Origin of the sequence: Verticiella sediminum (assembly GCF_007558815.1) — a bacterium.
Lineage (GTDB): Bacteria > Pseudomonadota > Gammaproteobacteria > Burkholderiales > Burkholderiaceae_B > Verticiella > Verticiella sediminum.
Genome location: NZ_VLTJ01000033.1, coordinates 21,169 through 33,848, shown reverse-complemented (window position 1 = coordinate 33,848; position 12,680 = coordinate 21,169). Strand labels below are relative to the sequence as shown.

Below are 12,680 nucleotides of genomic sequence, written 5' to 3'. Positions count from 1 at the left end.
CGCCGCCGCCGAGGCCGCGGCCGACGGCTATACCGTGCTGCTCGGCACCGTCGGCACGCACGCGATCAACCCGACGCTGTACGGCAACCTGCCCTACGACCCCGCCAAGGCCTTCACACCGGTGGCGATGGTGTTGGCCGGGCCCAACGTGCTGGTCGTGAACCCCGATGTGCCGGCGCGCAGCGTGGCCGAACTCACGGCGCTCGCCAAGCGCAAGCCGGGCGCACTCAACATGGGATCGTCCGGCAGCGGAAGCAGCATCCATTTGTCGGGTGAGATGTACAAGCACCTGGCCGGCGTCGACCTGACCCACGTGCCCTATCGCGGCGGCGGCCCCGCGCTCACCGACCTGATCGGCGGACGCATCGATCTCATGTTCGACAACCTGAGCACCTCGCTGCCCTTGATCAAGGACGGACGCCTGCGCCCGCTGGCTGTGACCGGGCCGCAGCGAGTGCCGTCGCTGCCCGACGTGCCCACGATGCGGGAGGCCGGCGTGCCGGACTACGAGGCGATTGCGTGGATGGGGCTGTTCGTGCCGGCCGGAACGCCGGCGGACATCGTCGAGCGGCTCAACACGGCGACCCGGGAAGCGCAGAAGAGCCCCGCCGTGGCGGCCCGCCTGGCCGAGCTGGGCGCCGAGCCGAGCACCCTGGACGCCGGCGAATTCGGGGCCTTCGTCGCGGCCGAGACCCGGCGCTGGCCCGACGTGGTCCGCGCCTCGGGCGCCAGGGCGGAGTGAGCACGACATGCAGCCCATCGAATTTTTCTTGCGCGCCGCCGAGCGCTGGCCCGACGCCACCGCGTTGCAGGGGCCGGAAGGCAGCCTGAGCTACGCTGCGCTGGCCGGCCGGGTGCGCGCCGCGGCCAGCGCCATCCAGGCGCTGGCGCCCGATACGCGCGCGCGCATCGCCATCTGCGCGGGCAACCATTTCGCCCACGTCGTGGCGCTGTTCGGCACCCTGCTCGCCGGACGCATCTGGGTGCCGCTCAATCCGCGAGCGGGACGTGCCGAACTGCTGCGCAGCGTGACCTTCACCGAGGCGGCGCTGGTGATTGCGGAGGAGAGCCTGGCCGGGAAGGTCGCCGGCGCCGGCGTCGCGACCCTGCAGTACGCGCCGGGCGAGGCTGACCGCAGCTTCGACCTGGCTCTGGCCCGGCACGGCGACGTCCCGCCCGAACGCATCCGTCACGACCTGGCCGAGACGCAGGCGATCAAATTCACCGGCGGCACCACCGGGCTGCCCAAGGGCGTGATGCAGAGCTACCGCGCATGGAACACCTGCGTGGTCTCGCTGATGGAATCGCTGCGTGCCGACACCGACACGCGCTATCTCGCGGTAGCCTCCATCACGCACGGCACCTCGACCTTTCTGCTGCCGGTGCTGGGCCGCGGCGGCACCATCGTCCTGCCGCGCTCGACCCGCCCCGCCGACGTCCTGGACCAGATGGAGCGCGAGCGCATCACGGCGGTCTTCATGCCGCCCACGCTGATCTACACGCTCCTGGAGGAGCCCGGCGTGGGCGCGCGCGACTGGTCGGCGCTGCGCCACTTCACCTACGCGGCGGCGCCCATGCGCGCCGACAAGATCCTGCAGGCACGCGAGGTGTTCGGCGTGCTGACCACCGGCTACGGTCAGACCGAGGCGCCCGCGGCGATCAGTGCGCTGAGCGTGGAGGAGTCGCGCGACCCGCGCAACCTGCTGTCGGTCGGCCGCCCCACCCTGCTGACCGAGGTGGCGATCATGGCGCCCGACGGCCGCCTGCTGCCCGCCGGCGAGACCGGCGAGATCGTGGTGCGCGGCGACCTCGTGATGTCGGGCTATTGGCGGCAGCCGGACAAGACGGCCGAGGCGTTGCGCGACGGCTGGCTGCGCACCGGGGACGGCGGCTATCTGGACGAGCGCGGCTTCCTGTTCCTGAAGGACCGCATCCGCGACGTCATCATCACCGGAGGGTTCAACGTCTATCCGGGCGATGTCGAGGCCGCGCTGGGCGCCCATCCCGCGGTCTACGACTGCGCCGTGTTCGGCATCGAGGACGCGCACTGGGGCGAGGCCGTGCATGCCGCCGTGCAGTTGCGCCCTGGCGCAGACGCCGTCACCGCGCAGGCACTGGCCGCCTGGGTCAAGGCGAGCCTGGACTCGGTCAAGGCACCCAAGGCGGTCCACATCTTCGACGAACTGCCGCGCACCGCCAACGGCAAGGTCTCCCGCAAGGAGATCCAGGCCCAGGTCGCGGCCAACCTGAGACAAGCACGCTCATGACGCAAGCAGATTCCCCGCGCCGAGTCCTGGTGACCGGCGCCTCGTCCGGCATCGGGCTGGCCATCGGCCGCCGGCTCGCCGACGCCGGCTGGCAGGTGGTCAACTTCGACATCCAGGCGCCGCCGCCCGACAGCGCAGGCGTCCACGTGCCTGTCGACCTGGGCGACGAGGCTGCGCTGGGCCGGGCGCTCGAGCGCCTGCTCGCCGAGGGCCCGGTGCTCGGCCTGGTGAACAACGTGGCCGCGATCCGGCCCGCCAGCCTGCGGGACACCCGGCTGGCCGACTTCGACCGCCAGCTTGCCGTCACCACCCGCGCCGCGCTCCAGTGCGCGCAGGCCCTGGTGCCGGGCATGGCGACGGTCGGCCATGGCCGCATCGTCAACATCTCCAGCCGCGCCGCGCTGGGCAAGGAACTGCGCAGCGGCTACGCCGCCGCCAAGGGAGCGCTCAACGCCCTCACCCGCACCTGGGCGCTGGAACTCGCCCCGCAGGGCATCACGGTCAATGCCGTGGCGCCGGGGCCGATCGCGACGGCCGCCTTCCAGGCTGCCAACCCCGCCGACAGCGCACGAACGCGGCGCATCGTGGAGGGCGTGCCCGTGCGCCGGCTCGGCCGCCCGGAAGACGTGGCCCACGCCGTGCACGGTTTCATGCACACGGACGCGGGCTTCATCACCGGCCAGGTGCTCTACGTCTGCGGCGGCATCACCGTGGGGTTGGCGCCATGACCGTGAGCACCGAGATCGGCTACACCACGCCGGACGCGATCCATGTGCGCGGCCGCGATCTTGCCCGGGACATCCTCGGCAAGCTCGACTTCGTCGACATGCTGTGCGTGCTGAACTGGGGCCGCGAGCCGGAGCCGCGCGAGAAGGCGATGCTCAATCTGTGCCTGGTGACGGCGGCCGACCATGGCCTCACGCCGAGCGCGATGAGCGCCCGGCTGACCTGGTCGGGAGCGCCCGAATCCCTGCAAGGCGCGGTCGCGGCCGGGTTGCTGGGCGCCGGCGACCGATTGCTGGGCACGGCGGAGAAGGCCGCGCGGCTGTATGCCGAACATGCCGCCGCGCTGGAGGACGCGTGCAGCGACGAGCAGCTCGCCGCCAGCGCACGTGCGCTGGTCCAGGCGTGCCGGGCGCAGTCGCGCGGGGTTCCGGGCGTGGGACATCCCATCCACGTGAACGGCGATCCGCGCGTGCCGGTGCTGGCGAGCGTGAGCCGGGAGAACGGCTACTACGGCCGGCACTGGCGGCTGGCCGTCGCGGTGGCCGAGGCACTGGGGCAGGCGCTCGGCCGGCCCATGCCGCTGAATGCCGCCGGTGCCACCGGCGCGATCATCGCGGACATGGGGCTGGACCCGGCCTTCGCGCGCGGCCTGGCACTGGTCGGACGCACCGCCGGCCTGGTCGCGCACGTGCTGGAGGAGCGTCGTGCGCCCATCGGCGGCGCGCTGTGGGACCTCGCGCTGGCCCAGGACCCGCGCAACGTGCTGCCGCAGCGCTCCCGCGGTTGAGCCGGGCCCGGGGGGCACGGCGCCTCGCGTGGTGCCCGTGCCCGTGCCCGTGCCCGTGCTTTAAAGCATGCCGAGGAACTGGCGCAGCTCCGGGGTCTGGGGATTGCCGAACACTTCTTCCGAAGGCCCCGTTTCATGGACGCGGCCATGGTGCATGAACACGACACGGTCGCACACCTCGCGGGCGAAGCGCATTTCGTGCGTCACCATGAGCAGCGTCATGCCGTCGGCGGCCAGCCCGCGCACGACGGCGAGCACTTCGTTGACCAGCTCGGGGTCGAGGGCGGAGGTGATCTCGTCGCACAGCAATGCGATGGGCTGCATGGCGAGCGCCCTGGCGATGGCCACGCGCTGCTGTTGCCCGCCGGAAAGGGAGTCCGGCCAGTCGTCGAACTTGTGTTCCAGGCCGACCCGGGTGAGCACGTCGCGCGCCAGTGTCGCAGCGTCGGACTCTTTCATTCCCTTGACGACCATGGGCGAGAGCATGACGTTGCGACCTGTCGTCAGGTGGGGAAACAGGTTGAACTGCTGGAAGATCATCCCCACGCGCAGGCGCAGGGCGCGCAGGCGGACTTCGTCGGTGCCGACGTGGGCGTCGCCGACCATGATGGTGCCGTCGTCGATCGACTCCAGGCCGTTGATGCAGCGCAGGAGCGTGCTCTTGCCCGAGCCGCTCTTGCCGATGATGGCGATGACTTCGCCGGGCTCCACGTTGAGGCTGACGCCCTTGAGCACTTCGTTGTCGCCGAAGCGCTTGCGAACCTCGTCAACGACGATAAGCGGCATGGTGTTTCCTTTCCAGATGGCGGCTGGCGATGGACAGCGGCCAGCACAACAAAAAATAGAGCAGCGCCGTGAAGGCGAAGACGGTGAACGGCTGGAACGTGGCGTTGCTGATCATGGTGCTCGCCTTGGACAGCTCGACGAAGCCGATGATGGACGTGAGCGCGGTGCCCTTGACCACCTGTACGGAAAAGCCGACGGTGGGCGCGATGGCGATGCGCATGGCCTGGGGCAGCACGACGTAGCGCATCTGTTCGTAGCGGCTCATGGCCAGGCTGGCCGAGGCTTCCCATTGGCCGCGCGGGATCGCCTCGACGCAGCCGCGCCAGATCTCGGCGAGAAAGCCGGCGGTCCAGAGAATGAGCGCCAGGCCGGCCGCCAGCCAGGCGGGGATGTTCAGACCGAACAGGGCCAGCCCGAAGAAGGCGAGAAAGAGCTGCATGAGCAGGGGCGTGCCCTGGAACAGCTCGATATAGGCCCAGGCGATCCGGCGCGGCAAGGCCAGGCGCGATGTGCGCATGGCCATGATGACGAGGCCGAGCAGGCCGCCGCCGATGAAGGCGACGATGGAGAGGAGGATGGTCCAGCGCGCGGCGAGCAGCAGGTTGCGCAGGATGTCCCAGGTGCTGAACTCGATCATGCCCGGCGCCCCTTGTCGAACAGATACCAGCCCAGGCCGCGCAGGATCTGGCGCAGCGCCACCGCGAGCGCCAGGTAGATGCCGGTCGTCACGAAATAGACCTCGAACGCGCGGAAGGAGCGCGACTGGATGAAGTTGGCGGCAAAGGTGAGTTCCTCGGCGGCCACCTGCGAGCACACGGCCGAACCCAGCATGACGATCACGATCTGCGAGGACAGCGCCGGCCAGATGCGCTTGAGCGCCGGCACCAGGACGATGTACCGGAACACCTGCAGGCGGCTCATGGCGAGGCTGGCGCCCGCCTCGAACTGCCCGCGGGGCGTGGCTTCGATCCCGGCGCGGACGATCTCCGCGCTGTAGGCGCCGAGATTGATGACCATGGCGAGGATCGATGCCTCGAGCCCGGAAAGCTTGATGCCCACCGACGGCAGGCCGAAGAAGATGAAGAAGAGCTGGATCAGGAACGGGGTGTTGCGGATCAGCTCGATGTAGGCGACGACGGGCGGGCGCAGCCAGCGCGGGCCGAGCGCCCTGGCCCAGGCGCAGAAAACGCCCAGCGCGCAGCCGAAGACGGCGCCGACCAGAATCAGCCAGACCGTGAGCTGTATGCCGGTCCAGATCACGGGCAGGTAGTCGCCGATGACGGAAAAATCGAAGGTGTAGTTCATTGCAGCAAATCAGGAAATACCTGTCGGGACGCGGGCGAAGGGACGTGCCGGGCCCATGGGCCAGCATCCGTCGATCGGTTCGGCGCGCGGCTGGGCTGCGCGCCGAACGCGCGGGTGAGGGCACCCGCCGCGCCGGCCGATTTTCGGCGCCGGGCAGTCGATCGCCACACGAATGCCGTGTGCGCTGCCGAGCGCCGAGCGTCGCATGGCAGCCTCAGAACGATTCCGGCAGTTCGGTGCCCAGCCACTTCTTGGAGATCGCATCGAGCGAGCCGTCCTGGCGCGCGGCCGTCACGATCTCGTTCACCTTGGCCAGCAGCGCGGGCTCGTTCTTGTTCAGGCCGATGTAGCATGGCGAATTCTGGATGAGGAACTTGGTCTCCGGGCGCTGGCGTGGATTGCGCTCCAGGATGGCCGCGGCGACGACGTTGCCCGTGGCGACCAGTTGGACCTGGCCGGCCAGGAAGGCCGAAATCGTGCCGTTGTTGTCCTCATAGCGCGAGATCTTGGCGCTCTCGGGCGCTATCTTGGTGAGTTCCAGATCCTCCACGGCGCCGCGCGTGACGCCGATGGTCTTGCCGGCCAGGTCCGCGGCTTCCTGGACCTTCAGGTCGGCCGGACCGAAAACGCCGTTGAAGAAGGGCGCGTAGGCGACCGAGAAGTCGATGGCCTTCTCCCGCTCGGGATTCTTGCCCAGGCTGGAGATGACCAGATCCACCTTGCCGGTCTGCAGGAACGGCACGCGATTGGCGCTGGTGACAGGGACGAGTTCGACCTTCACGCCCAGTTTCTCGCCGATCAGGTTGGCCGTGTCGATGTCGTAGCCGACCGGCTTCATGTCCGGCCCCACCGAGCCGAAGGGCGGGAAATCCTGGGGGACGGCGACGCGCAGCACGCCGTTCTTCATGATGTCGTCCAAGGCATCGGCGCTAGCCGAGCCGAAGGGCAGCGCGAGCGTGACGGCGGTCGCCACGATGCCGAGTATGCGGCGCAAGGTCATGGATGCTCTCCTGATCCTGACGGGGTTGGTCATTTGCACACTAATTTCGTATACAAAAATAGTTATGCAAAGGACGTGCCACTTTGAACCGGGGCGTTCCACGCCCTCAGCGGGGCGACGACGCCCCATAGGCGTGTCTCGACGCACCAATAGAGGGAGTCCGCACCAATAGCGGGCATGCCGTCAGTGAACGGCCGTCAGCGGCTCAGGCGAGCAGCGCGGACACCAGGTCGTCGTGACGGCTGGCGCCGGTTTCGTCGAAGTTCAGGCTGTGCTCGACGTGATCGAGGTGCTCGGCCATCAGCGCGCAGGCGCGCTCGACGTCGCCCTCGCGGGCGGCGTCGATGAAGGCCCGGTGCTCGTCGCTCGAACACTGAGCGTCCAGGCTGGACTGGTACAGCACGGTGATGACCGCGCTGCGTGCCGACAGCTCGCGCAGCATCTCGGTGAGCACCGAGTTGCCGACGACCTCGGCGAGCAGGATGTGGAAGTCGCCCAGCAGCCGGTTGCGCAACTGGGCGTCGCCCACGCCGATGGCCTTGTGCTCCTGCCGCAGGTGCTGGTCGATGCGCTTGTAGTCGGCCGGCTTGGCGCGGGCGACGAATTCGCGCGCAAGCGCGGTTTCCAGGATGCGCCGCACGGCGAAGATCTCGCGCGCCTCGGCGGCGCTGGGCCGGCTCACGAAGGCCCCTTTCTCGGGGACGGTCTGCACCAGTTTGTCCTTGGTGAGCATGAGCAGCGCGGCCCGGATCTTGGTCCGGCTCACGCCGTAGACGCGCGCCAGCGCTTCCTCGCGCAGCCGGGTGCCGGGCGGCAATTGGCGCGCCACGATGGCGTCGGCAATGCTGGCGGCGATCTGCTCGGCGCTGGCGTCGGAAACGGCGGAGGCGGTCTGGTTCATGGCGCGTAGTCTAACAATTCCATGATATTTCATGGCACCAAAATTGCATACCAGGATTACATACAATAGAGAACCCATCTTTCCCGCCCCTTCCACCATGTCCAATCGCTCCACTCCGTACGCCCTGCTGGATGCCATCCTGGCCAACGAAGCCACATGGCAGACCTCGTTTCTGCAACGTCTGGTCCAGACGCCCTCGGACAACCCGCCCGGGGACTGCGCGCCGATCGCTCGGGTGGCCGCGGAAATGCTCACGGCCCTGGGCTGGACGGTCGAACAGCACGAGGTACCTGCGGACCTGGTCCGCGCCAACGGGATGCGCAGCGCGATCAATCTGATCGTGCGGCGCAGCTTCGGCAGCGGCGGCCCGGTCATTGCCATGAATGCGCACGGCGACGTCGTGCCGCCCGGCGATGGCTGGCGGCACGAGCCTTACGGCGGCGACATCGAGGAAGATGCCGAACACGGCCCTTGTCTGTACGGGCGCGGCGCGGCGGTGTCGAAATCGGACTTCGCGACCTATGCCTGGGCCTTGCTCGCGCTCGAACGCCTGGCGGCGCAGGATGTGCGCCTGAACGGGACGGTCGAGCTGCACTTCACGTTCGACGAGGAGGCCGGCGGCGACATCGGGCCGCGCTGGCTGCTCGCCGAGGGCCTGAGCAAGCCCGACTATGCGATCTCGGCCGGTTTCTCGTATGCCGTGGTGGTGGCCCACAACGGCTGCCTGCACCTCGAAGTGACGGTGCGCGGCAAGCAGGCGCATGCGGCCATGCCGGACACCGGCGTGGACGCGCTGCAGGCGAGCACGCACATGCTTCAAGCCCTGTACGCCTTTCGCGAGACGCTGGCGCGCCGCGCCTCGAGCGTGCCGGGCATCAGCCACCCCACCCTGAACGTCGGCCTCATCCAGGGCGGCATCAACACGAACGTGGTGCCCGACAAGGTGAGTTTCCGCCTGGATCGCCGCATCGTGCCCGAAGAGACCGGCCAGGACGTGGAAGGAGAACTGCGCGAGCTGATCGCCCAGGCCGCGGCCGCCTGCCCCGGCATCGCGGTGGACGTGCAGCGCATCATGCACGCCCGTGCGCTGGCGCAACTGCCCGGCACGCGCGAGCTCGTCGCGCCGCTGCAACGCCATGCAGGCGAAATCTTCGGCACCGAGATCGCCGAGGTCGGCTCGCCGCTCTATACGGATGCGCGCCACTATGCCGAATTCGGCGTGCCCACCGTGCTGTACGGGGCCGGGCCGCGCACGCTGGCCGAAGCCCGCGGACACAACAGCGACGAGAACATCCGGCTGCGCGACCTGCAGGGCGCGACCCAGGTGATCGCCCGCACGCTGCACGATCTGCTGGCGCGCTAGGGCGGTCCGGCGCCGATCCGGCCCCGGGGGGCCAGATCGGCGTGCAGGCAGGCATGGCATGGCCTTCAACCCAGGCCGATCATGGCCTCCAGGCGGCCCCGATCCGCCAGCAGTTCGGCGCTGCTGCCGTCATGCACGATGCGGCCGCGGTCCATGACGATGGCATGCCGGGTCATCGCCAGCGCCTGGTGCGCGTGCTGCTCGACCAGCAGCAGGGAAAGATCGCCGGTGCGGCTCATGGTGCCGATGGCCTCGGTGAGCTGCTCGACGATGACCGGGGCGAGGCCTTCGAGCGGCTCGTCGAGCAGGAGAAGGCGGGGTTGCAGCATCAAGGCGCGGGCGATCGCCAGCATCTGCTGCTCGCCGCCCGACAACTGGTTGCCCATGTTGGCCGAGCGCTCTTGCAGGCGCGGAAACAGGGCGTGGATGCGCTGCAGGGTCCAGGGCCCGCGGCGCGCCGCCACGGTGAGGTTCTCGCGTACCGACAGCGAGGGGAAGACCCAGCGCTCCTGCGCGACCCAGCCCAGCCCGGCGGCCGCGCGCCGGTGCGGCGCGATGGTATGCAGCGGCGCGCCGGCGAACTGGATGGCGCCGCGATGCAGCCGGGTCGCGCCCATGATCGTGCCGATCAGCGTGGACTTGCCCACGCCGTTGCGGCCCAGGAGGGCGACGCTGTGGCCCTCCTCCAGCGTGAAGCTGACGTCGTCGAGGATGACCGCACGGTCGTAGCCGGCGCTCACCTGCTCGAACTGCAGCAGAGGCCGCACGGCAGGGGTTCGGGGGATAGTCGCCATCATGCGTGCTCCGCGCTGCCCAGGTACACCGTGCGCACGTCCGGATTGCCGGCGATGTCGTCGGGAGTGCCTTCGGCCATCACGCCGCCCGCGACCAGCACCGTGATCCGGCTCGCGAAGCGGAACACCAGGTGCATGTCGTGCTCGATGAAGAGCAGCGAGATATCTTCCGGCAGCTCGGCGATCACCTCGAACAGTTCCGCGCTTTCGCCGGCCGGGATGCCGGCCGCCGGCTCGTCCAGCAGCAGCACGCGCGGCTCCAGCGCGAGCGCCACGGCCACTTCGAGAATGCGCTGCTGGCCGTAGGGCAAGGTGCGAGTGGGCTGGCCGCCGACGCCGGCGATGCGCAGACGGCGCAGGATCTCCTGCGCTTCGTCGACAGCGGCGGTGTAGGCGCCGGTGCGGCGATGCCAGCGGCGGGTCAGGCCCAACCGCTCGCACGCGGCCAGGGTGACCGATTCGAGCGGTGTGAGCTCCGGAAACAGCGAGGTGACCTGGAAGGTGCGTACCAGCCCGCGCTTGACGCGTTCGTCGGGCCGGCGCCGGGTGACGTCTTCCCCCTGCAGCTCGATACTGCCGCCGGAGGCCGGCAGCGTGCCGGTGAGCAGGTTGAGAAAGGTGGTCTTGCCTGCGCCGTTCGGCCCGATCAGGGCATGCCGGGCGCCGACGGGAAGGGCGAAGTCCACGCTGCGCGTGACTTGCAGCGCGCCGAAGTGCTTGCACAGCGCACGCGTGCGCAGCGCCGGCAGCCCGCCAGCCTCGCGGTGGTCCAACGTAGCATTCACTGCGGCAACCTCCGGTCGTTGATGCGGCGTCCTCTGCCTGGGGGAAACACGCCGCGTCCGGCTTCGCCGGCGCGCACGCCCAGGCGCCGGCCGAGCCACGCCACGCCGCCCAGCACGCCGCCGGGGGCGAACAGCACCACCAGCACCATCACCGCGCCCAGGCCGAACTGCCAGAACTCGGGGCTGATGCCGGAGAACACGTCTCGCGCGACGATGAACACGGCCGCGCCGAGCAGGCCGCCGTAGCGATAGCCCACGCCGCCCAGCACCAGCATGATGAGCACGTCGGCCGACAGGTGAAAGCTCAGCGTCTCGAGTGCGACGAACTGGGTGGTCTGCGCGAGCGTGGCGCCGGCGATGCCGGCGAAGAGGGCCGACAGCGTATAGGCCTTGCGCAGGCGCGCCGCCACCGGCGTGCCGATCGCCGCCATGCGCGCCGGGTTCTCGCGCAGGCCGCGCAGCGCCAGCCCGAAGGGCGAATCGACGATGCGCGTGATGACGATGAAACAGACGAGCAGCACCGCATAGGCATACCAGAATGCCGTGCGGCCCCAGAAGTCGAAGTCGAACACGCCGAAGACCGGCCAGACGTCCATGCCCTGCAGGCCGTCATCGCCGCCGGTGACGCTGCGCATGCGGTTGGCGGCCTCGAAGACCATCAGGCCGATGCCCAGCGTGACCATGAGCTGCGCGAGATGGCGCACGCGCACCACCAGGAAACTCGTGGCGAATCCCAGCACGCCGGCGCACACGCCGCCCGCCAGCAGGCCGGTGATCGGCTCGCCCCAGCCCTGCACGGACAGGATGCCGGCGGTATAGGCGCCCACGCCGAAGAACGCCGCGTGGCCGAGCGAGAGCAGGCCGGCATAACCGATCAGAAGATCCAGCGAGAGCGCGAACAGGCCGACGGCCGCGATCTGGCTCGCCAGGACGAAGTAGCCGGGAAACAGGAGGGTGACGACCAGCGGCGCGAGCACCCAGAGCGCCAGCTCCCAGCCGCGCCGGCGCAGCCAGCCGCCCGGGTTCAGGTTGTTTGCGATCGGGTTCATGCTCTCTTTCCGAGCAGGCCATGCGGACGCCACATGAGCAGCGCGACCATGACCGCATAGATGATGAAGGCGCCGACTTCGGGCATGAAGTACTTGCCGGCCACGTCGAAGATGCCGATCAGGCAGGCGGCGAGCAGGGTACCCGTCACCGAGCCCAGGCCGCCGACCGCCACCACGACCAGGAAGAACACCAGGTACTTCAGCGGAAACGCCGGGTCCAGCCCGAGCAACTGGATGCCCAGCGCGCCGCCCACGCCGGCCAGCCCACTGCCCAGCGCGAAGGTGACGGCGAACACCCCGCCCACGCTGATGCCGACGCCGGTGGCCATGACCGGGTTGTCGACCGCGGCGCGGATGCGCGCGCCGAAGCGGGTGCGCTCGATGCCCAGCACCACGGCGGCCGCCGTGGCCAGGCCGAAGACGATCAGGAACAGCCGGTACACGCCCACCTGCAGGCCGAACAGGCTCATCTGGCCCTGCAGGAACCGGGGCAGCGCGACCGGCTGCTGCGTGGGCCCGAAATACCAGGTGATGCCGGCGATCGCCATGAAGGTCAGGCCGATGGTGAACAGCACCTGATCGAGCGGGCCACGCCGGTACAGGCGGCGATACAGCACGCGTTCGAGCACCACGCTGGCCAGCCCGACCAGCACGAAGGCCGCCGGCAGCGTGGCCAGGAACGGCCAGCCCGCGCGCTGCATCAGAACCACGGCCACATACCCGCCGAACATGGCGAAAGCCCCGTGGGCGAGGTTCACGAAGCCCATCAGGCCCATCGTGACGGACAGGCCCAGGCTGATGAGGAACAACAACATGCCATAGGCAATGCCGTCGAAGAGAACGCCCAGGAGAACGGCAGTCATGTCGGCTGGCGGGAAAGGTTGATCTGCAGACCCGCGCAGCGTGGCGCGGGAACC

At 69.4% G+C, this 12,680-nt stretch carries 14 protein-coding genes; 5 read left to right on the top strand and 9 right to left on the bottom strand.

What is annotated here, in order from left to right:
- The 4 genes from FOZ76_RS17965 to FOZ76_RS17950 all read left to right on the top strand — a co-directional run.
- On the top strand, positions 1 to 742 hold a 742-nt coding region (locus FOZ76_RS17965), incomplete at its 5' end, for a Bug family tripartite tricarboxylate transporter substrate binding protein (RefSeq protein WP_143949670.1).
- Between the two features lie 7 nt (positions 743 to 749).
- Positions 750 to 2,267, top strand: coding sequence for a class I adenylate-forming enzyme family protein (locus FOZ76_RS17960; RefSeq protein WP_143949669.1), 1,518 nt, complete (start codon positions 750 to 752; stop codon positions 2,265 to 2,267).
- The gene (locus FOZ76_RS17955) at positions 2,264 to 2,995 is read left to right on the top strand and encodes an SDR family oxidoreductase (RefSeq protein ID WP_143949668.1); all 732 of its coding nucleotides are present in this window, start codon (positions 2,264 to 2,266) and stop codon (positions 2,993 to 2,995) included. Before FOZ76_RS17960 ends, FOZ76_RS17955 begins: the two co-directional genes overlap by 4 nt.
- Complete coding sequence (locus tag FOZ76_RS17950) at positions 2,992 to 3,780, top strand: citryl-CoA lyase (protein ID WP_143949667.1); 789 nt, start codon at positions 2,992 to 2,994, stop codon at positions 3,778 to 3,780. Before FOZ76_RS17955 ends, FOZ76_RS17950 begins: the two co-directional genes overlap by 4 nt.
- Before the next feature lie 60 nt (positions 3,781 to 3,840).
- On the opposite strand, the gene FOZ76_RS17945 is transcribed toward FOZ76_RS17950, so the two are convergent.
- From FOZ76_RS17945 to FOZ76_RS17925, 5 genes are all read right to left on the bottom strand, one after another.
- A complete protein-coding gene (locus tag FOZ76_RS17945; RefSeq protein WP_143949666.1) occupies positions 3,841 to 4,566 on the bottom strand; it encodes an amino acid ABC transporter ATP-binding protein in 726 nt (241 codons plus the stop codon).
- The gene (locus tag FOZ76_RS17940; RefSeq protein WP_143949665.1) at positions 4,547 to 5,203 is read right to left on the bottom strand and encodes an amino acid ABC transporter permease; all 657 of its coding nucleotides are present in this window, start codon (positions 5,201 to 5,203) and stop codon (positions 4,547 to 4,549) included. The genes FOZ76_RS17945 and FOZ76_RS17940 overlap by 20 nt, the downstream gene beginning before the upstream one ends.
- The gene (locus tag FOZ76_RS17935) at positions 5,200 to 5,871 is read right to left on the bottom strand and encodes an amino acid ABC transporter permease (protein ID WP_143949664.1); all 672 of its coding nucleotides are present in this window, start codon (positions 5,869 to 5,871) and stop codon (positions 5,200 to 5,202) included. Before FOZ76_RS17935 ends, FOZ76_RS17940 begins: the two co-directional genes overlap by 4 nt.
- A 214-nt stretch (positions 5,872 to 6,085) precedes the next feature.
- On the bottom strand, positions 6,086 to 6,871 hold the full coding sequence (locus tag FOZ76_RS17930) for a transporter substrate-binding domain-containing protein (protein WP_143949663.1): 786 nt from the start codon (positions 6,869 to 6,871) through the stop codon (positions 6,086 to 6,088).
- A gap of 205 nt (positions 6,872 to 7,076) precedes the next feature.
- Complete coding sequence (locus FOZ76_RS17925) at positions 7,077 to 7,772, bottom strand: GntR family transcriptional regulator (RefSeq protein ID WP_143949662.1); 696 nt, start codon at positions 7,770 to 7,772, stop codon at positions 7,077 to 7,079.
- A gap of 97 nt (positions 7,773 to 7,869) precedes the next feature.
- Here FOZ76_RS17925 and FOZ76_RS17920 point away from each other — a divergent pair, with 97 nt between their 5' ends.
- A complete protein-coding gene (locus FOZ76_RS17920) occupies positions 7,870 to 9,135 on the top strand; it encodes a M20/M25/M40 family metallo-hydrolase (RefSeq protein ID WP_143949661.1) in 1,266 nt (421 codons plus the stop codon).
- A 65-nt stretch (positions 9,136 to 9,200) separates the two neighbouring features.
- On the opposite strand, the gene FOZ76_RS17915 is transcribed toward FOZ76_RS17920, so the two are convergent.
- Genes FOZ76_RS17915 through FOZ76_RS17900 form a run of 4 tightly spaced genes read right to left on the bottom strand, consistent with a single transcriptional unit; the run spans position 9,201 to position 12,626 of the window.
- Entirely contained in the window at positions 9,201 to 9,902 is a 702-nt protein-coding gene (locus FOZ76_RS17915; RefSeq protein ID WP_143949674.1) for an ABC transporter ATP-binding protein, read from the bottom strand.
- A 26-nt stretch (positions 9,903 to 9,928) separates the two neighbouring features.
- Positions 9,929 to 10,714 (bottom strand): ABC transporter ATP-binding protein, encoded by a 786-nt coding sequence (locus FOZ76_RS17910; protein WP_246129604.1) that lies wholly within the window; start codon positions 10,712 to 10,714, stop codon positions 9,929 to 9,931.
- Entirely contained in the window at positions 10,711 to 11,763 is a 1,053-nt protein-coding gene (locus tag FOZ76_RS17905) for a branched-chain amino acid ABC transporter permease (RefSeq protein ID WP_143949660.1), read from the bottom strand. The genes FOZ76_RS17910 and FOZ76_RS17905 overlap by 4 nt, the downstream gene beginning before the upstream one ends.
- Positions 11,760 to 12,626, bottom strand: coding sequence for a branched-chain amino acid ABC transporter permease (locus FOZ76_RS17900; RefSeq protein ID WP_143949659.1), 867 nt, complete (start codon positions 12,624 to 12,626; stop codon positions 11,760 to 11,762). Before FOZ76_RS17900 ends, FOZ76_RS17905 begins: the two co-directional genes overlap by 4 nt.
- Positions 12,627 to 12,680: the final 54 nt, after the last annotated feature.